The following is a 23,072-nucleotide window of genomic DNA, read 5'->3' as shown; positions in this document are numbered from 1 at the left end:
GGCCCGGAGGGTCGCGCCCGGCGCCTGCCGGCACCCGTTGCCTCCCGGTACGAGAAGGTCGCCGGCGGTTGATCCACCGGGCGGCCGCTGCTCGATGTTGCCGCGCGGCAAACCGCGAAACGGAAGCCCGGCGCAATGCCACGGCCTCGACGCATCGTTCTGGCTTGCGCCGAGCCGGCATCCACGTGGCTGGCGAGCGCTCGGGCTGGAGCGGGTCCGCTGCGAGGGGACGCCGCGACTCGGGCCCACCTGTGCCGGGCGCGATCCGGAACGCGGATACGCCAGCCGCCTCCCGGCAGCGGATCGGCTCCGTTCCGATCCGTCGAGCGGCACGGGCTGTCTCACGACGCGGCCTCCCTCGCCAGCATCGGCCGCGCGTCGCGTCCCGAGGCACCTCCTGGCGGCCGCGGTACTCGACACGGTCGCGCCACCGGATCGGACAGGGGTACGCGTCGACGATGGGATGCGGCGTCTCGAATGCAATAACGGCGACCTGCCCGCTCAGTATGGCGGTCGTTCTCCCATCGGGATAGCCGGGCCTGGCGAGCCGCCCCGCGTCCGGGCTTCAAGATTGGCATTTCACATTCGGTAATCAATTCAAACGAAGCCGATCGTTTCCGCGGCGCGAATGCCGATTGTCAGTAGAAATCCGCTCTGATGGCCCGCCTTTTGAAGTCGGAGCGCGCACGGCCTGTGGTATCCATTGCAAACCGGCGGCCGAATCGGGTTTGTCCTGCGCAGAGACACCGCGGCATCGCGGGGCGCGCGACACCTGAGGAGGGTGGTTGCGGCTTGGATCGATCGGTTGGCCCGGTCGGCGCAGTGACCGGAGGCGTATCGACGATGATGATCGCTATTCCCGCCTTGCTGATGGGAGCGACCCTGGCGGTGCCGGTCGCGGACCGCGTGCCGGTCTTCGATGTCGGGCCGGGGTGCCGGGCGGCCACCACGCTGATGACCCTCGATCCCAGGCGGCAGAAACTCTGCCTCGACGATGAGGCGTCGGCACGCGCGCAGGTCGCCCAGAAATGGTCGCGCTATGCGGCCGTCGACCGGACGCGCTGCACCGCGGAGGCCCAGCTGGATGGGCTGCCGAGCTACGTCGATCTGCTCGAGTGCCTGACCCTCGCCCGCGAGGCCAAGGCGGAAGACACGTGGTAGCCGCGGCGGGATCTCTGCCCACGACCGTCCCGTAACGATCCCAGTCGAGGGGCCGCCCGTGCCGATCGCGCCACTGCTTTCCGGACCCGTCCGCGTTCTGGTCGTCGCGACCATCGCGGCGCTGGCGGCCGGGTGCCGCGACACCAACCAGTACGTTCCGCCGCCGCCGCCGAGCGTCTCGGTGGCGCAGCCGGTCGTGCGCAACGTGACGCGCTACTTCGAGCTCACCGGCAACACCAAGGCGTTCGCGGCCGTCGATCTCGAGGCCCGCGTCCAGGGGTTTCTGGAGGGGATCAGCTACACGGACGGGGCCGTGGTGAAGAAGGGCGCGCCACTCTTCTCCATCCAGCGCAACACCTACGAGGCGCAGCTCAAGCAGGCGCAGGGCGCCCTCGCCGCGCAGCAGGCCGCCCTGGCCAACGCCCAGTCGGAATATCAGCGCCAGTTCACCCTGGGCCGGCAGGAATTCGCCTCGCAGGCGCGGGTGGAGGATGCCAAGACCAAGCTGGACCAGGCCACCGCCGCTGTGCTGGAGGCGCAAGCCAACCTCGATATCGCCGCGATCAACCTCGGCTACACGCAGGTCTCCGCGCCCTTCGACGGCGTGGTCACCAACCACCTGGTGGATGTCGGGGCGCTCGTTGGCATCAGCGGACCGACCAAGCTGGCGCAGCTCGTGCGCATCGACCCGCTCTACATCTACTTCAACGTCGGCGAGCAGCAGGTCCTGCGGGTCAAGCAGCACCTGCTCGCGACGCAGCGGACGTTGGGCGACCTGTCCAAGATCCCGGTGGAGATCGGCCTGCAGGACGAGGCCGGCTATCCGCATATCGGCAAGCTGGACTACCTCGCGCCGCAGGTGGACCCGTCCACCGGCACGCTGCTGGCCCGGGCGCTCATCGACAACGCCGATCATGCGCTCCTGCCGGGCCTGTTCGTGCGGGTCCGGATCCCGGTCGGACGCGACGACAAGGCTCTGCTGGTCCGCGACGACGCCATCGGGACGAACCAGCAGGGCAGCTACCTGCTCACGGTCGGGGCCGACGACACGGTCTCGCAGCGGGTGGTGACGCTCGGTCCGCGGGACGGGCGCGAACGCGTGATCCAGACGGGGCTCAAACCCGACGAGTGGGTCGTCACGGACGGCATCCAGCGGGCCATCCCGGGGGCCAAGGTGGCGCCCCGGAAGGTGGCGCCGGCCGATGCTTCGGCCGACCCGGCGGCGATCCGGCGGTGAGACGCCGGCCGTCGGCACCCGTCGATCCGCGCTCCCGCCGATCCGGCGGGCCGCCCCTGAGACGCCGGCACCGAGGGTCCACGGCATGATCTCGCGCTTCTTCATCGAGCGGCCTGTCCTGGCCAACGTGCTCGCCCTGGTGATGGTGCTGGTCGGCGCGGTGTCGCTGTTCAACCTGCCCGTGTCGCAATACCCGAACGTCGTCCCGCCGACGGTCCAGGTCACCACGCGCTATCCGGGGGCCAGCGCCCGCACGGTGATCGACACGGTGGCGCTGCCGATCGAGCAGCAGGTCAACGGCGTCGAGGGCATGCTCTACATGCAGTCGACCAGCGCCAGCGACGGCACCTACACCCTCACGGTCACGTTCGCGATCGGCACGGACGGCGACCAAGCCCAGGTGCTGGTGCAGAACCGCGTCGCCATCGCGATGTCGTCGCTGCCGCAGGCGGTGCAGGTGCAGGGCGTCACGACTCAGAAGAAGTCGACAGCGGTCCTGCAATTCGTGACCCTGTCCGCCCCCGATGGGACATTCGACAGCCTGTTCCTGTCGAATTACGGCGTCATCAACGTTCAGAACGAGCTGGCCCGGCTCCCGGGCGTCGGCAACGTCACGGTGTTCGGCGCCGGCCAGTACGCGATGCGGATCTGGCTGGACCCCGACCTCGTGCAGGCCCGGGGTCTCACCCCCGACGCCATCGTCACCATCGTCCAGCAGCAGAGCCAGGAGGTCACCGCCGGGGCCGTGGGCATGCCGCCGGTCCCGGCCGGCCAGGATTTCCAGTACACCCTCAACGTCAACGGGCGGCTGAACGACGCCCCGGACTTCGAGAACATCGTCATCAAGGCGGATGCGCAGGACGGCGGCCGCATCACCCGCCTGCGCGATGTCGGCCGCGTCGAGCTCGGCGCGCAGACCTACAGCCAGTCGTTCACCCTGAACGGTCAGCCCGCCGCCGGCCTCGGCATCTTCCAGCTGCCGGAGGCGAACGCGCTCACGGTGGCGGGGGCGGTCCGCACCCGGATGGGCGAGCTGGCCAAGAGCTTCCCGCCGGGCCTCGTCTACAGCATCCCGTTCGACACGACCGGGTTCGTGCAGGCCTCGATCCACGAGGTCTACACGACGCTGTTCGAGGCCGCCGTCCTGGTCCTGATCGTCATCCTGGTCTTCGTGCAGGACTGGCGCGCCATGCTGGTGCCGGCGACGACGGTCCCGGTGACGATCATCGGCGCCTTCGCGGCGATGGCGGCGATGGGCTTCAGCGTGAACCTCTCGACGCTGTTTGCCATCGTGCTGGCCATCGGCATCGTGGTGGACGATGCCATCGTGATCGTCGAGGGCGTCGCCCACCATATCGACCAGGGGCTCTCGCCCCGGGCGGCGGCCGAGAAGGCGATGGAGGAGCTGTTCGGCCCGATCATCGGCATCACCCTGGTGCTGATGTCGGTCTTCGTGCCGGCCGCGTTCCTGCCCGGCCTGACCGGGCAGCTCTACAAGCAGTTCGCCCTGGTGATCGCCGCCACCGCCCTGATCAGCGCGGTCAACGCCGCCACGTTGAAGCCGACCCAGTGCGCCCTGTGGCTGCGCAAGCCGGTCCCGCCTGAGCAGCGCAACGTGTTCTACCGCGGCTTCAACCGCGTCTACGGCGTCGCCGAAGGCTGGTACGCAAGGCTGATCGGCCACATGGTCCGGCGCAGCGGCGTCATGGTCGCCGTCGCGCTCCTGCTGATCGGCCTGGCCGGATGGGGGCTGACCCGCCTGCCGACCGCGTTCCTGCCGACCGAGGACCAGGGCTACGTCCTCATCGGGGCGCAGCTGCCGGACGGAGCCTCGAAGGAGCGCACCGACGCGGTGATGCAGCGGATCAGCGCGCACGCGAAGGCGACGCCCGGCGTGGACAACGTGCTCACCATCAGCGGCATCTCGGTCCTCGATGCCAACGCCACCCTGCCCAACGCCGGCGTCGCCTACGTCGTGCTCAAGGATTGGGATGCCCGGGGCAAGGAGAAGGGCCAGGACCTGCGCAGCCTCTACGAGCGCTTCAACGCGATGCTGGAGGGGGTGGAGGGCGCCTCGACCTTCGTGCTCATCCCCCCGCCGATCCAGGGCATCGGCAATGCCAGCGGCTTCACCATGCAGGTGGAGTTGCGCAACGGCGACTTCGACTACCCGCTGCTGGAAAGTCTCGCCCGGACGATCGTCGCCGACGGGACCGCGCAATCCGGGCTGCAGAAGCTCAACACCTCGTTCCGGGCCGGCGCGCCGCAGATCGCGATCGCGGTGGACCGGATCAAGACCGAGGCCCTGGGCGTGACGGTCGGACAGGTGTTCTCGACGCTGTCGAGCTACGTCGGATCGTCCTACGTCACGCAGTTCAACAAGTTCGGCCGGACCTTCCAGGTCTACGTGCAGGCCGCGCCCGATTACCGACTGCGCCCGGAGGACATCCAGAACCTGAAGGTGCGCGCCGGCAACGGCGTGATGGTGCCGCTCGGCACCGTCGTCGAGATCAAGTCGGTGCAGGGCCCATCCCTGATCAGCCTCTACAACCTCTATCCGACGGCCACGATCGTGGGGGGGGCGGCCCCCGGCTTCAGCTCCGGGCAGTCGCTGGACCTGATGCAGCAGATCGCCGCGAAGGTGCTGCCGCCGGGCACGGGCTACGACTGGACGGCGATGTCGTATCAGGAGAAGGCCGTGGGCTCCCAGATCTACTGGGTGTTCGTGCTGGCCATCGTGCTCGTCTACCTCGTGCTGGCCGGGCAGTACGAGAGTTGGATCCTGCCGCTGGCGGTCCTGCTCGGCGTGCCGCTGGCGCTCCTGGGGACGGTCGGGGCCCTGCTGTCGCTCGGCGTCGCCAACAACCTCTACACGCAGATCGGCCTGATCCTGCTGATCGCGCTGGCGAGCAAGAACGCCATCCTGATCGTCGAGGTCGCCCGCGAGAAGCGGCAGGCCGGGCTCGACATCGCGGCGGCGGCCGTGGAGGCGGCGCGGCTGCGTTTCCGCCCGATCCTGATGACCTCGTTCGCCTTCATCCTCGGCGTATTGCCGCTGGTCACCGCCACCGGGGCGGGGGCGGCGGCGCGCAAGTCGATCGGCATCGCGGTGTTCAGCGGCATGCTCGCCTCGACCTGCCTGGCGGTGCTGTTCGTGCCGTCCTTCTACGTCATCCTGCAGCGCCTCGAGGAGCGCCGCGCGCGGGGCCCGCGGCCCGCACCGGCCGGGACGGTCGCGGCGGTCTCGGAGAGCCCCTGACCGCCATGACGCCCGGCCGGGATCTCAGGAGCGAGGCGGATGTGTCGAAGCCTGTCCGCCGCCGTAGCGGTTCGCGTGGTTCGTCGCGCGGTTGAAACGCTTATCTCAACGCGCAACAATAGACCTCGCACTCGCCCTTCCCCTTGAGGGCGACCTTGCCGACGGGACGGATCGCGCCGCCGTCCTGCACCCGGGTCGAGGCCTCCTCCGACAGGTGGACGGCGCATCCGTCGCCGAGCGCACAGAGGCGGGCGGCGACGTTCACGGTGTCGCCCCAGAGATCGAAGGTGAACTTGGACCGGCCGACGATGCCGCCGACGACGGAACCGATGTGGATGCCGGCGCGGATCCGCCAGCCGGTCGGCCCGTCACCCGCGATGGCGACCATGTCCCGGGCGCAGCGCACCGCCGCGGTCACCGGGTCGGCGTGGGGCGACAGCAGGTTGGCGGTCGCCATGAAGGCGTCGCCGATCGTCTTGATCTTCTCCATGCCGTGCGTGTGGGCCACCACCTCGAACGCCTCCGCGAGGCGCTGAACCTCGGCGACCACGGCTTCGGGGCCTTGGGTGTGGCACCACGCCGTGAATCCCACGAGATCGATGAACAGCACCGCGACATCGTCGAAGAGCCGGGGCTTGACCTGCCCGGTGGTCATCAATTCGCTCACCGCCGCCACGGGCAGGATCGCGTGGAGCAGGTCGTCGGCGCGCTTGCGCTGCCGCTCGATGGTTTCGAGATGCGCCATCTCCCGGTCGTGGAGCCGCTTCCGGTCGAGGCACGCGCGGATCCGGGCTTCGAGCAGCACCGGCTCGAAGGGCTTCGGCAGGTAATCCTCGGCCCCCATCTCGATGCAGCGCACGATGCTGCTGATCTCGGTCAGCGCCGAGATCATGATCACCGGGGTATGGCGCAGCCGCTCGTGCGCCTTGATGCGGTCGAGTACGGCGTAGCCGTCGAGGATCGGCATCATCACGTCGAGCAGGACCAGATCGAACGGCTCCGCGTTCAGCAGATCGAGGGCCGCGCGCCCGTTGGCGGCCCGGACGCTCGCATGGCCGAGAAGCTCCAGTTCCTGCTCCAGCAGGTCGAGGTTGAAGGCTTCGTCGTCGACGATGAGGATGCGCGCTGGGTCCACGGGTCTCGCTCTCTCCGGGCCGATGCCACTCTGGGCTGAAGCCTCTCTGGGGCCGCCCGCGCTCAGTCGAGCCAGTGTTGCAGCTTGGCGAACAGCAGGTCCTCGTCGACGGGCTTCGTCATGAAGTCGTCGCAGCCCGCCGCCTTGGCCTTGTCGGCGTCGCCGCTCATCGCGTTGGCGGTGATCGCGATGACGGGAATGCCGGCCGTCGCCGGGTCGGCCTTGATCCGCCGCGTCGCCTCCCAGCCGTCGATGACCGGCAGGGAGAGGTCCATCAGGATCAGGTCCGGGGTGTGGCTCGCGGCCATCGCGACGCCGGCGGCGCCGTCGACCGCCATAACGAGCGCGTAGTCGTCCTCCAGGAGCTGCATCAGCAGGTCGCGGTTGAGCGCGACGTCTTCGACGATGAGGATGGTCTTCAACCGCCGACCTCCTCGGAGGCTGCGTGCGGGCGATCCAGCGGTCCTGCCGCGGCCTTTCCGATGGCAGCGCTCATTGCGTCACCTCGGCCGCCGGGTTGTCCGCCAGCGGCAACGCCCGCCTGACCTCCCGGACCAGGGCGTCGCGGTCGAGGCCCTGCTTGTCGATCAGTCCGCGCACGCGCTCCCGGAGCATGCCCTGGTCGGCCGCGTTCAACGACGCCGCCGTCAGGACGACGACGGGGATCGTGCGGCCGACGGGATCAGCCTGGAGATGGTCGAGGAAGGTGAGACCGTCCATGCCCGGCATCAGCAGGTCGAGGAGGATCACGCTCGGGCGCGCCTGCGCGATGCGCTCGAGTCCCGCGGCGCCGTCCGGGGCCCAGTCGATCGTGCAGCCCTCGGTGTCCAGCAGCTGGCGGACGAGATCGACCACGTTCGGGTCGTCGTCGACTACCAGGATGCGCTCGCTGTTGGGGGCGGCGCGCCCGAGGGCGCCGATCAGCGACTCGCGCTCGAATGGCTTCACGATGTAGTCGCTGGCGCCGAGGTGGAAGCCGAGCTCCTTCTGGTCGACGATCGAGATCAGGATGACCGGGATCTCGCGCGTCAGCGGGTCGGTCTTGAGCGCGTGCAGCACCTGCCACCCGTCCGTGCCCGGCATCATGATGTCGAGGGTGATCGCGCGCGGCTGAAGCGCGCGCGCCTTGCGTAGGCCCTCCTCGGCGTTGGGGGCGCCGACCACCTCGTAGCCGGCGTCCGACAGGTTCTCCTGAAGCAGGTAGACGACGTTCGGGTCGTCATCGATCGCGAGCACGAGCCTGGACCCGGTCCGGGGCGCGGCAGCCGTCGCGGGCGCCGACGGCTTCGGGCTCGGCTGGAGTTCGAGAGCGCCCTCGACCCGCTGCGGGATGGTGAGGGTGAAGGTCGAGCCCACACCCTCCCGGCTCTCCACCGCCACGTCCCCGCCGAGCATCCGCGCCAGCCGGTGGCTGATGGCGAGGCCGAGCCCGGTGCCGCTGTGGGCGCGGCTCGCCGAGTTGTCGACCTGCTGGAACTCCTCGAAGATGACGGTCAGCGCCGCGTCCGGGATGCCGATGCCGGTATCCGAGACCGCGAGCGCGATCCGGTCCCCTACCGCGCGGGCCCGCAGCGTCACCGAGCCGGTCTCGGTGAACTTGATGGCGTTGCTGAGGAGGTTGATGAGGATCTGCTTGAGCTTTTCCTGGTCGGTGAAGACCGTCTCCGGCAGGCCCTCCACGTCCTTGACCAGCTGCACGCGCTCGCTCTTGACCAGGGGCTCGACCGTCCGGAGGCAGATGTCGACGGTGGGCTCCAGCGCAAACTGTGCCGCCTTCACCTCCATCCGCCCGGCCTCGACCTTGGCCAGGTCGAGAATGGTGTTGATGAGCGACAGCAGGTGCTCGGAACTCGTCAGGATCTTTTCGAGGTTCTCGAACTGCTTCAGCGGCAACACGTCTTTGGCCCGGCGCATCACCAGCCGCGTGAAGCCGATGATCGCGTTGAGCGGCGTGCGCAGCTCGTGGCTCATGTTGGCGAGGAAGCTGCTCTTGGCCCGGCTCGCGTTCTCCGCGGCGTCCTTGGCCTGACGCAGGTGCTCCTCCGCGCGCTTGCGCTCGATCACCCGCCCGAGCTGGGCGCCGATATTGCCCATGACCTTCAGCAGCGCCGGATCCGGCGTCCGGGTTTCACAGGCGAAGAACTCCAGCACCGCCACGACCTCGCGCCCGATCGTGACGGGGAAGGCGAAGGCGGCCCGGATCCCGTCCGCGGCCGCGGCGGGAGGGAGGCCAGGCTCCGGCTCCGCCCCGAGGACCCAGGCCGGCGCGCCGGACGCCAGGACCCGCCCCGGGAGCCCGACGCCGGCCGAGAGCGGCGTCTGCGCCGTGACGTCCCGGAACCGCGCGAAGCGTTCCGGCGCGTCGCAGTGCCAGAGGCCGGTCGGCACCAGGGTTCCGCTCCCGGCCTCGGCCAAGCAGTAGGCGTGCCCGAGGGGCCATCCGGTATGGGCCGCGACCCGATCCAGGCAGAACCGCACGGCGTCCTCGACGGTGGCGGCTTCGTTGGCCGCGGCCGCGGTGACCTGCAGCAGCTCGACGAAGGCCGTCTGCTCCCGGAGCGCGAACTCGGCCGCCTTGCGCTCGGTGATGTCGCTCCACGACTCGACGACCTCGACGGGCTCGCCGTCCGGGCCCCGGACGAGGCGCTGCTCGTCCCGGACCCAGCGATAGGTGCCGTCCTTGCGCAGGAACCGGTACTCGATGACGTTGTGGCCATTCGCCAGCAGATGCGGGAACTCCGCCAGGACCCGGTCCCGGTCCTCGGGGTGCAGCCGGTCCAGCCAGAATTCGGGGCCGGAGAGGTAATCGCTCGGCTCGTAGCCGAGGAGGTCGCGCACGTTCTCGCTGATGAAGGTCGGCGCGTTGCGGCCGCCCACCTCGAAGCTGCAGATCATCGACGGCGACGCGGTCAGGAGGTAGGTCAGCCGCCCCTGCGTCGTGAGCAGGGCCTGCTCGGTGCGCTTGATCTCGGTGACGTCGGTGTAAACCGCGACCGTCCCGCCGTCCCGGGTCCGGCGCTCGTTGATTTGTATCCAGCGTCCATCGCGCTGCTGCTGGAGGATCGGCCCGCGCGGGTCGCGGAAACGTGCGAGCCGGCTTTCGAGCCACGCGTCGCCGGTGTCGCCCTCCTCTCGCACGATGCAGCGTTCCGCGGCGGCTCGCGCGATCGCGGAGAACGCTGCCCCCGGGGCGATCACGGCATCGAGGCTGGGATGAAAGTCGCGGAAATGACCGTTGCAGAGGCTGAGGCGGCCTTCGGCATCAAACAGGGCGAAGCCGTCAGAACTGCTCTCGATCGCCTCGATCAGGCGTTGCCGCTCGCCGTCACGCGACGCCGTTTCCATGTCGAAGGCCATCATCTCGTGCCCTGCCGCCTCGAGCTTTCGACGCTGGGTTCCCGGGCCTTCCTCGGACATGAACCCGCGTCATCGATCCATGACATCGAAGCGCGATATCAAGTCACTTTGGAGTGGGGATCCGGAAATCACAATACCGAACGGTTTCTCCATGCGGACTATCGTGAGTCTGCTGTCAGTTTACTGATCTGTTTTCTGGGTTGATGGGTATGGTTCCGGATCGGCCGCCGTATCCGAGCGGTGACGGTCGCCGGTCGTGCCGCTGTAATGACGCGGTGGACGGATCGAGACGCTCGGAATGGGGGGCTCGCCCACCCATGCCTCCCGCTGCCGACGCTCGGTCAGGGGTGACGAGCGTTATGCCACGACGCGCGCGGGGCTACCGGCGTCGCCGACCTTGTGCGCCATCGGACCGGATCGCCGGCCCTAACATTCAAAGGTGCTGCACATCGATCTTCGGGCGGCGGCTCACTCGGGCAACGATCCGCGACCAGAGCCGGTGCGAGGCTTCGTGCGCACGGGCCGCACGCAGCATCACACCCAGCGACAGGCTCAGCACGCTCGCCAAGAGCAGCAGAGGCCTGGAGGGTGGCGTCTCAGCCTCGGCGTAGTCGTACCAGAGCGGGTTGTCGTCCTGCATGGCGCGGTCCCTCGGCGGCACGGCCACGCTACTTGCTGCCGCGCTGGGCGAGCACGGCCGGGACGGTGCGCAGCATGATCGCGATGTCCCGGCGCAGGCTCCAGCGGCTGGCGTAGTCCAGGTCGAGCGCCACGCGCTCGGCGTAGCTGGTGTCGGAGCGGCCCGAGACCTGCCACAGCCCGGTGACGCCCGGCGGCACGGCAAAGCAGGTCGCGAACGCCCGGCCGTAGCGGGCGACCTCGGCCTGCACGATCGGGCGCGGGCCGACCAGGCTCATCTCGCCGCGCAGCACGTTCCACAGCTGCGGCAGCTCGTCGAGCGAGGTCTTGCGCAGCACCTGGCCGATGGCGGTGATGCGCGGATCGTCGGAGAGCTTGTGCGTGGCGGCCCACTCGGCACGGGCGCTCGGGCTGGCGGCCAGGTGCGCGGCCAGCACGCCCTCGCCGTCCGTGACCATCGAGCGGAACTTCAGGCAGCCGAAGCTGCGTCCGTCCCGGCCGAGCCGCATGTGCCGGAAGATCGGCGCCTTGCGGTCGCCGGCCCAGACCAGCACGGCGATCAGCAGCATCAGCGGCAGCAGCAGGAACAGCGCGGTCGCCGCCACCCCGATGTCGAGCCCGCGCTTGGCCGCCCAATCCAGCCGAAGCCCACGCGCCACGAACGGCGTATCCGGCAGAACAGCCTCGGTCGCTTCGATCACCGGGCTTGGGACCTTCTCAACATCCACACCAAAATGCGTGATGTCGAGCTTATGCCGCAATGCAAAAACATGCTCGATCTCTTGGTAAATTGCGGTATGCGACATGGCTATGCTTCACAGTAGAGACGGAACTAATGATAAATCATCGGTAAGTTAACGAACTATTACGGCCAACATTCTGTCGGTAGTTGAGCATATTAAAAAATATTGGCGGTCGCCTCAGCAGGCTAATGCTGGTTAACGCCGCGGATCATGTCGCGAATGTGGCAGAACCAATCTGGGAGGTTAAGCTGCATTACGGATATGCATGAGACGCGCACAGTAGTCCCATAATAAAACAATTTTAAATTTTGTTTTTTGACGAAATTTCGCCTTTGCGGCGCAACAACAAGATCAATCCTGCTGTGGGATTTGAATGGGTTCGAGGTAGGAGCAGAGGCTGGAGTTCTGTGTCGGGTCACCAGTACTCGTTGAGATCCCTGCGGATTGCCTCCGACGATCAGAGATCCGGGCCGTGTGCCGGCGCTTGCGGTGTCCAGTTCCCCCGCCGCGCCGACCCTCCCGCGACTGCCCGGCCGAGGCTTCACGGGCGCCCTGTGGGGAACTGGCCCGGAGAGCGCCTGTCGTCACGAGCTTGGCCGCCGCACGCTTTGCGGTGTCGCGAACGCCTCAGGCGCACAGACGGAAGAGGCGACGCTTTAGCAAATCCTGAGATGGTCTCAGAGGGCCCCCTCCAGCAAGCGCTCCATCTGCACGTCGGCCAGGTAGTTCATCAGGCGATCGGCCGTGCCAGAGCTAGCTCCCGCAACCCAAGCTGGAACGGGCAACTGGGTTTGCGGGATGGCGGCAATAACGGACTCGGCCTTCAGCGCAGCCTCCCGCGGTGTGGCGGCGACGAGGAACCGTACCCCCTGAGGGGCTTCGATAAGGAGCGCGATGCAGGTCATGGCGTCCTCAACGGGTCGACTGCGAGAACTGTTTCGTTCTCAATCCTGTTTTCTCGTCCGTCTCGCCGAACGGCTGCAGATCCTCACCGCATGGCTCGGCCTGTTCCACCACGCGCGCGCATTCTCGGTTGGCCTGATTGGTCGAGGTCGACAGCCGGTTGTCGGCAGCCCCTGTTTTGGTCCCGCTGGCCTCGTCTTTCACAGATCTGCAGCCTCAGCGGACATACGCTTTGCGGACTTGCACCCTCTCCCCCCGAAAAGCAGGGTGGTGATGACCTTCTCTCCGGACGGGGGAGACTCGGCGGCATTCTCCCTTTGGGCCAGCCGTGGCCGGGCGGTCCATTCGGGCGAGACGATCCGCACGATTTTGGTCTCGCTGCGGAAGCCGGTGATCTGACGCTCCTCGACGGTCAGCAGCTCGAGCTTCCGGGCCTCGCAGATCGCGTTGCGCACCGTGGTCTCGGCGACGCCTACGAACGCCGCGAAGCGCCCGACTGCCAGCCGGCAATCCTTCCTACGAATCACCTCGGCGGCCACCAAAGCGAGATCCGCCTGACGTCGCGAAGGTCCTTCGCGGCGCCGGGGCGAGCGTCGCGGTGCTGGGCCGTGCGGTTCGTTTCAAGCCCAACGTCGCGGGTGGCGCGCCCGCGCCCGAGCCTGCGAGTGCGAAGCCGCCCGGCCCTGATGTCAACGATTCTCGATCCTGCAGGCGCCCTGTCCGCGCTGCTGGCCCTGAATGCCGCAGCGGCGCTGAAGCTTCAGCCGCTGGTCCAGTCGAAGCCGGATCCGCGGCACGACCACGGCATTCGACACGGCCGCCCCCCAGAAGCCGATGGGCGTCGCACCTGCGCAAAGCCAGGTGATCTCCTGGATCGAGCGGGCCGTTCTCGCCTCCATCGGCGAGCATGCGGAGGATGCCGCAGTGTCGGCCGGATCGCGCGACGGAACCGGGACCGCCACGAGCTTGCCCGCCGAACCCTGCCGATGATCGCGACGGCCATCCGGGAGAAGCTCGAGCGCGCGACCGCGGCCGCCGTGCAAGGCCGGACCCATGCCGATCCGACGGCTGGCGGCGTCCCGGACGGGCCGCTGCGCGTCCTCAAGATCCGGCTTCGGCCGGACGATCTCGGGGTCGTCACCCTGGAGGTGCAGCTCTCCAACGGCCAGTTTTTAACCCATCCGCGCGCCTCGCAGTCGGAGACCGCCACGCTGCTGCGCGAGCATACGGCGATCCATACCGACCTCCTGAGCCACGGCAGCTACCAAGCCGGGGGCATCGTCGGGCAGGCGCGTTCAGCCGAGGCATCGACCGCGTCGGACGGCTCACAATTTCACGCGTCGCCATCGTTCAACGACGGGGCCCGCGCGGGCAACGAGGGCACCAGACAGCAGCAGGACGAGCAGCGCCAAGCGGGCAACAGACGCAAAAGGGAACGGACGGATGAAGTGGTACGTCTTCGTGAGAGCGGCATTTATCTCTAGCGTTGTCACGGCAGTGGCGAATGTCTGCGAGGCCGAGATGGCGCGCGCCTCCGCCCGCTACTGCGTGCCGCTGGGCGTGCTCTACGCCGTCGGCCTGACCGAGGATCGGCAAGCGCGGCTCCCTTCAACCCTACGCCATGAGCTTCGCCGGAACCGCCTATTTCGGAACGGGGCCGCGGGACGTGATCGCTCGCTTCACGGAAGCGCGCAGCAAGGGCATCCGCCCGATCGACCTCGGCTGCATGCAGATCAACCACCTCTATCACGGCGGCAAGCTCGGCTCGGTCGAGGCCATGATCGACCGGCTCGCGAACGTCCAGTACGCCACCCAATTCCTCCAAGAGTTCAAGAAGCGAGAGGGCAGCTGGACGATGGCGGTGGCGCGCTACCATGCCGGGCCGAACAACAATGCGGCGCAGAAACAGTATATCTGCCGGGTGGTCGCCAACATGGTCGCGACCGGATTCAGGCAATGGACCCCGGCGGCGACGCAGTTCTACCGGTGATGCACCCTTCGACCGGGGGCGGCCGCGGGCACGCTCGATCACGGTGGCCGGCGCCGATCCCCTCGAGGCATGCCACGTCCCTTCCGGCTAGGCGGCGAGAGATGCAGACGAGGAACGGTTTCTTCAGTGCCAACAGCGCAGATTACCGACCACTCTATGCGGATGCTGCCTATTGGCCGCTCATACGTTGAGCAAGACGGCAAACGCCACCATCCTTCCGGGGCTGGGAGAGCATGATGAACGACGCACCAGACCCGCCCGACGGCGCGTTCGCCAGGACGCTTCTGCTGTTCGCGGTGACCATCGCGGTCATCGCGGTCTCGGCCTACATCCTGATCCGGATGGATTGAGCGCAGTCAGAGGATCTTGCAGCTTCCGTAGCTCATCTTGATCTCGCCGCGATCCTCCGGATTGAGCTGCGCCTCGACGAAGTTCAGCTTGTTTAGGTCGATCAGAAGAAAATATACGCCGTTCTGGCACTTGATCGCGTTGCGCGGGGTCCGTTCATTCAAGCGCGGCGACGCCACCTGACATTCGTAATAGTCGGACCGCCCGGCGGAGAGGACGGTCAGCAAGCCGCCGCCGGAGACCAACGAGAAGGTCCGCGCCCGGTGCGGCTGAGGCTTTGCACCCTCGGGGCCGGGGGCCGCGTCGAGCCCCACCGAGACGTCCTCCGTACAGGTCATCGGGCGGCGCAACTGAGAGGCTGCCGGTGCGATGCTCAGAATGAGGACCGCACCAGCGAGCGCTACCCTGTGGGCAATCATCGGCGGCAGATCCGTGATTCGTGGGTAGTTCTAACCGACAAGCTAAGGCGTCGCCCGTCGATGTAAATCTCGCCTCCGCGGGTCACGGAGCCAATCAACAGATTTACCGCCGCGCGCGATGTCACTTCATCTGCGATGACCGGTCAAGATGGTGCGATCGACAGCACCGCCTCGTTCTATGCCGGTCGATCCGCGTCCCTGTCGGGAGCCGCGTCCCGATGTATGGCTTGCGGCGGCTTCCGCCGGCCCGCGTGGTCGCGGGCGGCCACGCTCGCAGCGGGATGGACACGCGCTGCGAGCGGGTGGTGCCGGGGCGCAGGCTTGCGGCAAGGGGAGGGACCCGCGCCGGAAGCGCGATCCGGATCCGGCAAGGCCGTTCGGATCGTTGTGCGCAGCGCTAACGCGTCGGCGCAGCCGGGCCGGCCGCGTAGCTCGACACCGTCGGGGGCAGGGCGGCGGGCGCCGGCGTTTCCGCCTTGGCGGCGCGGGAGTTGCGCTTCTCGTAGAAGGCATTGCCGCCGGCTACGGCCACGTAGTGCATGTTCGTGTACGGGAAGTGGTGGCCGGCCGTGTGGAAATACATCGCCTTCCCGACCTTCGGGTGACGCTCGCCCGCCAGCACCGCGTCGGCGGCATCCGCCACCTTTTGGAGGTCGCGGTCCTGCATCGGCTTGGTCAGGACGCCGGGGGCGAACTGCCCGGGCTGCCCGACCACCGCACAGATGCCGCCCGGGAAGATCGCGGCCTCCATCCGGTTCATGACCACGGTGCCGACGGCCAGCAGACCGGATTCGTCGCTGCGGTTCGATTCGAAATACATGGCCCGGCCGAGGCAGTCGCGCTCGGCGTCGGTGACCACCATCGACGGCTTGCGGCCGAGGATCGATCCTGTGGTCAGGGGTGACGCGGTGTTGCACGCACCGAGGCCGCCGGCGAGCGCCAGCGCGACCAGCCCCGAAACGGTCTTGATCCTCTCGCTACCCTGCATGCATCAGCGCTCCGTCCTCCGGCCTCGGGGCAGGGCGATCGCCCTGCCCGGCGTCGCCACTCTCGATCGTTGTACGCGCCAAGCTTGTGTGCACGTTCGCGGCGAGGATGTGGCGGGCCGGCATGCGTGGATCGCCCCGAACGCCGGTCGGCCCGCGCTGGCGGACCACGGACAGCCCTGGAACGCGGCCCCTCGCGGGACGGACCGGAGCCGCAGCGGGAGCCGCAGGTCCGGGCGGAAAAGCTTCGCGATACCATTAGCGTAGCATCGCCCGGAGCCGTCCGGGATCGGAGGGACGAGTCCCCCGGTCGGCGGCCTCGTTCGGCTGGAACGAGAGCCGGCCGAGGGCCCGGTGTCATCCGATAGACACACACGCCGCCAACCGGTGCCGGGACGTTGACGGGACCCAAGCCTTGGCTCGAAGGTGGCCGGGACGGTTCCCTTCGGGGATCAAAAGGGAACGCGGTGAGGGGTCTTCCCCGAATCCGCGGCTGCCCCCGCAACTGTAAGCGGTGAGCCTTCTCGTCACCACGTCACTGGGCCGCCTCGCCCGGGAAGACGACGAGAGGGCGGCGACCCGTGAGCCAGGAGACCTGCCGTCAGTCGTGGTCACACGCGAAACGCGCTGGGCGGGGTGTCCTGGCGGGTGCCGGGACGCCCGCGCGAGCGCGGTCGGCGCGGCCTCGTTCGCGGTGACGTGCCACTGCCGTCGCCCGAGGTCCCGTGTCCCGTCCTGTGCCGCGCTTGACGCTCTCGAAACTGGCCGTGCTGACGGCCCTGGCGCTGCTGCCCCCGGCGGCCTCCGCCCGGGACGGATCCCGGCCGAGCCAGGACACCGAGGCGACGCTCGACGAGATCTCGGTCACCGCAGAGCCTTCCGGGGCCCCGCGGGGCGGTGCCGCCGCGAGTGCGGGCTATGTCAGCGGCGTGACCGGCATCGGCGGCCCGCTCCTGCCCGTGGCTTCCGCCAGCGCGGGGGTGATCACGGGCGCCCAGCTCAACAGCCGGCCGGTGACGCGTCCCGGCGAGGTGCTGGAGGCGGTGCCGGGCCTGATCGTCACCCAGCATAGCGGGGAGGGGAAGGCCAACCAGTTCTTCCTGCGCGGCTTCAACCTCGACCACGGTACCGACATCGCCCTGTTCCTGGACGGCATGCCGCTCAACATGCGCACCCACGCCCACGGGCAGGGCTATGCCGACATCAACTTCCTGATCCCCGAACTCGTCGGCGCGGTGGAGTTCCACAAGGGGCCGTACTTCGTACGCGACGGCGATTTCGCCTCCGCCGGCTCGGTGCGGATCGACTATCTCGACACCGTCCAGAAAAACCTCGCGCTCACCGCCATCGGCAGCTTCGGCTACAAGCGCGCGCTCACCATCGCCTCGACCCCGATCGGGGACGGCAACCTCCTGGTCGCGGCCGACGCACAGGTCTACGACGGTCCGTGGGTGGTCCCGGACGCCCTGCGCAAGATCAGCACCGTCGCCCGCTACAGCCAGGGCACGGCGCTCGACGGCTTCTCGGTCACGGGCATGGCCTATGCCAGCCGCTGGACCGCCACCAACCAGATCCCCGAGCGGGCCGTCGCTCAGGGGCTGATCGGCCGATACGGCACGATCAACCCCACGGATGGCGGGGATACGAGCCGCCTCTCGCTGTCCGGCCGCTTCAGCAGCACCGACGACACAGGCGTGACCCGGGCCTCGGCCTACGTGATCCGCTCGCAGCTCAACCTGTTCAACGACTTCACTTATGTCCTCAACGACCCCGTCGCGGGCGACCAGTTCCACCAGCTCGACCAGCGCATCATCGGCGGCGGCGAGGCGCTGCACATCTTCCAGGGCGCGTTGTTCGGGCGTCCGATGGAGAACGAGGTCGGCGTGCAGACCCGGACCGACAGCATCCGGGTCGGGCTGTTCAACACGACGAACCGGCAATACCGCTCGGGCGTGCTCGACGATCGGGTGCTGGAGACGAGCGGGGCCTTCTATTTCGACAACCGGGTGCGCTGGACCGACTGGCTGCGCACCAGCCTCGGCTTCCGCGCCGATTGCTATGATGCCCGCGTCGCCTCGGACACGCCGGCCAATTCGGGCCGGGCCCGCGACGGCATCGTCAATACTAAGCTCGGCCTGACCCTCGGACCGTGGTTCGACACCGAGTTCTACGTGAATTACGGCGGCGGCTTCCACTCGAACGACGTGCGCGGGGTGACTGCCACGGTCGATCCGGCAAGCCCCCTGTTCAACATCGGCCGCGCGCCGTTCCTGGTGCCCTCGACCGGCTACGAGGTCGGGCTGCGCAACCGCTCGATCGCCGGGCTGGAGACCAGCCTCGCCTTGTTCCGGCTCGACTTCGCGTCCGAAAACCTGTTCCAGGGCGACACCGGCACCACGGAGCCGAGCCGCCCGACCCGGCGCTTCGGCGTCGAGTGGACGAACCGCTACGCGCTGACGCCGTTCCTGTCGCTGGAGGGCGATCTGACGATCACCAACGCCCGGTTCTCCGATTCCGACCCAGTCGGCACCCGGGTGCCGGAGGCGCCTACCACCATCGCGTCGGCCGGCATCACCTTCGGCGCGCCGCTCGGCTGGTTCGGCTCCCTGCGGTTCCGGTATTTCGGGCCGCGCCCGCTGATCGAGGACAATTCCATCCGCTCGCGCCCGACCGCCCTGTTCAACGGCCGGGTCGGCTACGCCTTCGAGAACGGGGTCAGCGTCTCCCTCGACGTGCTGAACCTGACCAACAGCAAGTCCGACCAGATCACCTACGCCTACGTCTCGCGCCTGCCCGGGGAGCCCGCCGAGGGCCTGACCGACCGCGTGTTCCACCCGGCCGAGCCCACGGCCGTGCGCCTCACCATCGCAGGCCGGTTCTGAGCGCGGCCGATTCTGAGCGCGACCCCGGGGCCCGGAGGGGATCCGGCTCAGTGCTGGCCCTGCCCGGACGCCAGGATGGCCACGCCCACCGCGATGATCGCGATCCCCACTAGCATGGTCGGGCTGATCGCCTCGCCGTACAGCCACGCGCCGCCGAGTGCGGCGCCGATCATGCCGACCCCGGACCAGATCGCGTAGACCACCCCGATCGGCAGCATGTCCATGCTGCTCGACATCAGCCATAGGGCGGTGCCGTAGCCGACCGCCACGATCAGGGTGGGGCCCGGCTTGGTCAGGCCGTCGGCGGCCTTCAGCGCCAGGGTGGCGGTGACCTCCGCGCCGATCGCGAGCCCGAGGATCAGGAAAGAGTTCATCGCGCGGAAGACCTTTTGTGCAGGCGCGGAGCCAGTCTCAAGTGAAAATCGGTTCTTCGGATCGGCAAGGACGATCAGGGGAGGACGATCAGGTAAGGACGGTGGGTTGCAGTTTGTGCGCGGCAGCCTCCTCCCATAAGGTGCCGCCGGCGTTCGGGAGCCCTTTTCCGTCGAATCGATGAAGATTTTCGAATCCTCCGCACTAGGCACGCGCGGCTGAGCGCCGAATTCAACGTCCGACCGGGTTGGCCCTTCGTTAACGCCTCCTCATCATGGTCGCCGCCCGTGCCAAGGCCCCGATCGACGGCGCCACGACAGTGCCGATCCAGAGCGATACCGATCCACCATGACTGCGTCGCCCGCGATCCCGGAAGCTTCGGCCAGCCCCCGTCCGGGCCGCCAGCGGGGCATGCGCTGGGGCCTGATCGCCGCGGCCGGCGGCGGCGTGGCGGCGGGCTGCGCCTGGACCGCCACCGCACTGATCAACGTCCCGAATCCGGTCACGCTGGCAGCCCTGGCGGTCATCGAGCCGTCCGCGATCGGCCCCTGGTTCCCCAGCCGGGTGGTGCAGGCGCCCGAACGGGCCCGCGACCTGGCGTTCCGGCCGAGCCCGATCCTGGAGCGCGTCTCCTGGAAGGGCCGGACGGTTCCGCTCGCGACGATGCTGGCGGAGACGCACACCAACGCCTTCCTGGTGGTGCAGGACGGCGTCCTGATCCACGAATGGCAGCGGCCGGGCACAGGACCGGCGACGCTGTTCCCGTCCTGGTCGGTGGCGAAGTCGATCGTGTCGCTGCTGGTCGCCACCGCGGTGGCGGGCGGCAAGCTCGCGGAGACCGACCGGGTCTCGGCCCTGCTGCCCGAACTGCGCCACGGCGCGGTCTTCGGCCAGATCACCGTGCGCGACCTCCTCGACATGACGAGCGGGATCGCCGTGCCGGAGAACTACGACCCGCAGCATCCGCTGACCGGCACCGCCGGGATGTACCTGACGCGCGACATCACTGCCTTCGTCCGCGACAACGCCCATCTGGCGTTCAAGCCCGGCAGCCAGGGCCGCTACCGCAGCATCGACACCGAGTTGCTCGGCCTGATCCTGGCGCGGGTCGAGGGCAAGCCCCTGGCGAACCTCCTCTCCGAGCGGATCTGGAAGCCGATGGGCGCCCAGGCCGACGCGACCTGGAATCTCGACCGGGCCGGCGGGATCGAGAAGGCGTTCTGCTGCATCAACGCCACGCCCCGCGACTTCGCCCGCCTTGGGCTTCTGGTGGCCGACCAGGGCTTGGCGGGCCAGAACCGCATCATCCCGGCTCGCTGGATCGACCGGATCGAGACGCCGGCCCGCCGGGCGGTCGATGGCTGGCAGTATTCGGCCCAGTGGTGGCATGCCCCCGGGGGCGACGACAGCGACATCTCGGCGATCGGCGTCTACGGCCAGTACGTCTACGTCGACCGCGAGACTGGGACCGTGATCGTGAAGCTCAGCGACCACGGCGCCGAGCAGGATGAGGTCGACACATTGTCGGTGATGCAGGCCATCGCCCGCGATCTCGCTGCCCGCCGCACGGCCCGTTGACCCGGGCGCGCCACCCTATCGGCGGCCCGGAGGGCAGGGGGACCCGGAAGGCCCTCAGTCAGGCCTCGGTCTGACCCGAGCCTGATGCGCGCCGGCGCCAGGCGAGGTGGAACAACCGGGTCAGGGACCCGAACCGCCCGTTGCGGACGAACCGGCGGCCCACATTGGCCCAGGCGATGGAGGTCACCGGTGTGGCCGGGTCGACGAGGGCGCTGAGCGCGCGCGTGTAATCGAGCACCAGACCGGGGGTCCAGGTCATCGACCGGGCACCGTTGCGCAGCAGCGCCGCGGCCCAGAATTCCGGGCTCGTCAGCGCGTTGGCGAGGCTCCGCCAGGGATGCCCCCCGCGGCTGAACGCGCCCTCCACGGCGACATCCAGGGCGCGGGCGACCGTGGTCGAACAGTTGCGGCTGATGAAGTTGTAGGTCGTGTCGCCGCGATAGGCGTCCCAGAACGCCCGCAGCCGGAGGCCGTCGACGCCGTTGAGTGTGACCGCGACGGTGGCCTCGCACCAATCCGCGACCTCCGCGCGATGCGACGGCAGGAACCGGCCGGGGACGTCGTTCTCGGGACCGGCGCGCAGGCTCGACCGGAGGTTGGCCGGCGAGCGGTCGATCTCCACCGCGGGGTAGTGGCTGATATAGAGGTCGCCCGCCAGTTCGAGGGCGGCGTGGCCGGTGGAGTACCGCCCCGCCACGTCGACGGAGGCGACGTAGCGCCGGACCAGCCGCTGCGTGGCCGGCGTCGTGGCCTGGCCGGTCGGCGTCCAGACATAGACGGTCAAGCTGTCGGAGTTCAGGGCCGACGCCCCCTCCAGCACCGGCTCCGGGGCCGTCCGCCGGGTCCGCAGGCCCGCCAAGGCCAACCGCAGGCCGTTGATGACCAGGAACATCCCGATGCAGTAGCCCACGGTGCCGACGTACCAGGTCGGCCAAGGCTGCAGGTGGAACACGCCGAAGGCGACGCCCAGCGCGCCGAGCGCCACAGAGGTCCGCCATTCGGGGAATTTCAGCAGGTAGGCGAGGACGATCCGGATCATGCCGTCGACCAGGAAGACGGTGCCGAACAGCATCGCCAGCAGGAAGAAGCTCGAGGCCGAGGCCATCATGATCAGGATGGCCGCCAAGGCCAGGAACAGGCCCTTGAAGATCCGCAGCCGCCGGGCCGCCCCCGCGGCGATCAGGCCGGCGCCGAGCGAACCGAGGGCGTCCACCAGCAGGAGCAGGCCGAACCAGCGCTCCGGGATATGGACCGCCCCCGCGAGGGCATCGATCATCACGGCGACGCCTAGCAGGGCCAGGGCCACGCCGGCGGCCAGGATCAGGTGCGCATGGCGGCGGACCGCATCGCCCCCGACCAGCACCTGCCACAGGGGAGCCATCCGGGCGCCGCCCTCCCGGATCGGACGATCCAGATCGAGGCCGTCAGGTCGGGTTATCACGGATGAGCGATGGGACATGAAGGTCGTCTTCGAAAGCGCGCGTGCGACCCGCACCTTTCACGACTCGACTGATGACTTTGTTAAAGCATGCGCGGCCGCCGCGCTTCCAGAGATGGTATCCAGAGGGCACACACGGATTTGCCGAACCATCCGGCAAGACGAGATCCGGGATATGACGCGCGTTCCGTACGAACAAGGCACTGCTCCCAAACCTCGACCCGGCGCAGATAGGTCCGTGTGAACCAGAACCGGCGGACCGTCCGATCCGCCGAGCCCCAGATCCGACAGCTCGTAGGCGATCTGAGCGGAGGCGTTGCACCGGTCGGTCTCGAATTCGGTCGAGCTTCCGGGGGAGAACGAGAGCTGATACGGACCGAACCGGTCTGCATTCGCCAGTGGCGGCCGCCGATACCGACGCTGACGGCCGACGTCAGGTCGTACGGGAGGATACCCTCTGCGAAGTAGCCATCCTCGTTACCCTATTACGAGTTCGTGTTGATGCCGGGCCGGAGCCAGTGGCCCTCAACGTTCCAATATGTTCGAATCGGATCTTCAAAATTCCGAGACGGTCAATGACGTCCGACAATTCAGGACGGCGCGCTGGAAGACTGCGCGCGACGCG

19 protein-coding genes, 1 pseudogene and 1 riboswitch are annotated in these 23,072 nt (G+C 68.5%); of the genes and pseudogenes, 7 read left to right on the top strand and 13 right to left on the bottom strand.

Annotated features, from left to right (window positions below):
- The first annotated feature begins 843 nt into the window (after nucleotides 1-843).
- From FV242_RS08180 to FV242_RS08170, 3 genes are all read left to right on the top strand, one after another.
- Complete coding sequence (locus FV242_RS08180; protein ID WP_246692638.1) at nucleotides 844-1,161, top strand: hypothetical protein; 318 nt, start codon at nucleotides 844-846, stop codon at nucleotides 1,159-1,161.
- 58 nt (nucleotides 1,162-1,219) lie between these two features.
- The gene (locus tag FV242_RS08175; protein WP_147938580.1) at nucleotides 1,220-2,398 is read left to right on the top strand and encodes an efflux RND transporter periplasmic adaptor subunit; all 1,179 of its coding nucleotides are present in this window, start codon (nucleotides 1,220-1,222) and stop codon (nucleotides 2,396-2,398) included.
- 85 nt (nucleotides 2,399-2,483) lie between these two features.
- A complete protein-coding gene (locus FV242_RS08170) occupies nucleotides 2,484-5,657 on the top strand; it encodes an efflux RND transporter permease subunit (RefSeq protein ID WP_147938579.1) in 3,174 nt (1,057 codons plus the stop codon).
- A 100-nt stretch (nucleotides 5,658-5,757) separates the two neighbouring features.
- On the opposite strand, the gene FV242_RS08165 is transcribed toward FV242_RS08170, so the two are convergent.
- The 9 genes from FV242_RS08165 to FV242_RS08125 all read right to left on the bottom strand — a co-directional run bounded on the left by FV242_RS08165 (nucleotide 5,758) and on the right by FV242_RS08125 (nucleotide 13,333).
- Complete coding sequence (locus FV242_RS08165; RefSeq protein WP_147938578.1) at nucleotides 5,758-6,792, bottom strand: adenylate/guanylate cyclase domain-containing protein; 1,035 nt, start codon at nucleotides 6,790-6,792, stop codon at nucleotides 5,758-5,760.
- 62 nt (nucleotides 6,793-6,854) lie between these two features.
- Entirely contained in the window at nucleotides 6,855-7,214 is a 360-nt protein-coding gene (locus FV242_RS08160; protein WP_147906986.1) for a response regulator, read from the bottom strand.
- 70 nt (nucleotides 7,215-7,284) lie between these two features.
- Entirely contained in the window at nucleotides 7,285-10,209 is a 2,925-nt protein-coding gene (locus FV242_RS08155) for a response regulator (protein WP_246692637.1), read from the bottom strand.
- 373 nt (nucleotides 10,210-10,582) lie between these two features.
- Nucleotides 10,583-10,789, bottom strand: coding sequence for a hypothetical protein (locus tag FV242_RS08150; protein ID WP_147938577.1), 207 nt, complete (start codon nucleotides 10,787-10,789; stop codon nucleotides 10,583-10,585).
- Between the two features lie 28 nt (nucleotides 10,790-10,817).
- The gene (locus FV242_RS08145) at nucleotides 10,818-11,489 is read right to left on the bottom strand and encodes a sugar transferase (RefSeq protein WP_187278360.1); all 672 of its coding nucleotides are present in this window, start codon (nucleotides 11,487-11,489) and stop codon (nucleotides 10,818-10,820) included.
- Nucleotides 11,490-12,208: 719 nt separating this feature from the next.
- On the bottom strand, nucleotides 12,209-12,436 hold the full coding sequence (locus tag FV242_RS08140) for a hypothetical protein (RefSeq protein ID WP_147909528.1): 228 nt from the start codon (nucleotides 12,434-12,436) through the stop codon (nucleotides 12,209-12,211).
- A gap of 7 nt (nucleotides 12,437-12,443) precedes the next feature.
- Nucleotides 12,444-12,638 carry a hypothetical protein gene (locus tag FV242_RS08135; protein ID WP_147909529.1) on the bottom strand — a complete coding sequence of 65 codons (195 nt, stop codon included), beginning with the start codon at nucleotides 12,636-12,638 and terminating at the stop codon, nucleotides 12,444-12,446.
- The gene (locus FV242_RS08130) at nucleotides 12,635-12,973 is read right to left on the bottom strand and encodes a hypothetical protein (RefSeq protein WP_246692319.1); all 339 of its coding nucleotides are present in this window, start codon (nucleotides 12,971-12,973) and stop codon (nucleotides 12,635-12,637) included. The genes FV242_RS08135 and FV242_RS08130 overlap by 4 nt, the downstream gene beginning before the upstream one ends.
- A gap of 150 nt (nucleotides 12,974-13,123) precedes the next feature.
- Complete coding sequence (locus FV242_RS08125) at nucleotides 13,124-13,333, bottom strand: hypothetical protein (RefSeq protein WP_147909530.1); 210 nt, start codon at nucleotides 13,331-13,333, stop codon at nucleotides 13,124-13,126.
- A gap of 87 nt (nucleotides 13,334-13,420) precedes the next feature.
- Here FV242_RS08125 and FV242_RS08120 point away from each other — a divergent pair, with 87 nt between their 5' ends.
- Together FV242_RS08120 and FV242_RS08115 are read left to right on the top strand one after the other, a co-directional pair.
- Nucleotides 13,421-13,918: a flagellar hook-length control protein FliK gene (locus tag FV242_RS08120; protein WP_147909531.1), complete on the top strand. Its 498-nt coding sequence runs from the start codon at nucleotides 13,421-13,423 to the stop codon at nucleotides 13,916-13,918.
- A pseudogene (locus FV242_RS08115) lies at nucleotides 13,878-14,424 on the top strand (transglycosylase SLT domain-containing protein). Before FV242_RS08120 ends, FV242_RS08115 begins: the two are co-directional and overlap by 41 nt.
- Before the next feature lie 356 nt (nucleotides 14,425-14,780).
- On the opposite strand, the gene FV242_RS08110 reads toward FV242_RS08115, so the two are convergent.
- Both FV242_RS08110 and FV242_RS08105 read right to left on the bottom strand, forming a co-directional pair.
- Nucleotides 14,781-15,191, bottom strand: coding sequence for a hypothetical protein (locus tag FV242_RS08110; protein ID WP_147909532.1), 411 nt, complete (start codon nucleotides 15,189-15,191; stop codon nucleotides 14,781-14,783).
- Between the two features lie 397 nt (nucleotides 15,192-15,588).
- Nucleotides 15,589-16,179 carry a cell wall hydrolase gene (locus FV242_RS08105; RefSeq protein WP_147938576.1) on the bottom strand — a complete coding sequence of 197 codons (591 nt, stop codon included), beginning with the start codon at nucleotides 16,177-16,179 and terminating at the stop codon, nucleotides 15,589-15,591.
- 417 nt (nucleotides 16,180-16,596) lie between these two features.
- Nucleotides 16,597-16,795: riboswitch (cobalamin riboswitch) on the top strand.
- 239 nt (nucleotides 16,796-17,034) lie between these two features.
- Here FV242_RS08105 and FV242_RS08100 point away from each other — a divergent pair.
- A complete protein-coding gene (locus FV242_RS08100) occupies nucleotides 17,035-19,059 on the top strand; it encodes a TonB-dependent receptor (protein WP_246692643.1) in 2,025 nt (674 codons plus the stop codon).
- A 47-nt stretch (nucleotides 19,060-19,106) separates the two neighbouring features.
- Here FV242_RS08100 and FV242_RS08095 read toward each other — a convergent pair whose 3' ends face one another.
- The gene (locus tag FV242_RS08095) at nucleotides 19,107-19,433 is read right to left on the bottom strand and encodes a multidrug efflux SMR transporter (protein WP_147938575.1); all 327 of its coding nucleotides are present in this window, start codon (nucleotides 19,431-19,433) and stop codon (nucleotides 19,107-19,109) included.
- A gap of 346 nt (nucleotides 19,434-19,779) precedes the next feature.
- Here FV242_RS08095 and FV242_RS08090 point away from each other — a divergent pair, with 346 nt between their 5' ends.
- Nucleotides 19,780-21,009, top strand: a complete 1,230-nt coding sequence (locus tag FV242_RS08090; protein ID WP_147938574.1) for a serine hydrolase — start codon at nucleotides 19,780-19,782, stop codon at nucleotides 21,007-21,009.
- 58 nt (nucleotides 21,010-21,067) lie between these two features.
- Here FV242_RS08090 and FV242_RS08085 read toward each other — a convergent pair whose 3' ends face one another.
- Complete coding sequence (locus FV242_RS08085; protein ID WP_246692636.1) at nucleotides 21,068-22,390, bottom strand: HdeD family acid-resistance protein; 1,323 nt, start codon at nucleotides 22,388-22,390, stop codon at nucleotides 21,068-21,070.
- Between the last annotated feature and the right edge of the window lie 682 nt (nucleotides 22,391-23,072).

The organism is Methylobacterium sp. WL64, assembly GCF_008039945.1.
Classification (GTDB): Bacteria; Pseudomonadota; Alphaproteobacteria; order Rhizobiales; family Beijerinckiaceae; genus Methylobacterium.
The sequence above is the reverse complement of the archived record's forward strand: the minus strand, read 5'-3'. Positions and strand labels throughout refer to the sequence as shown.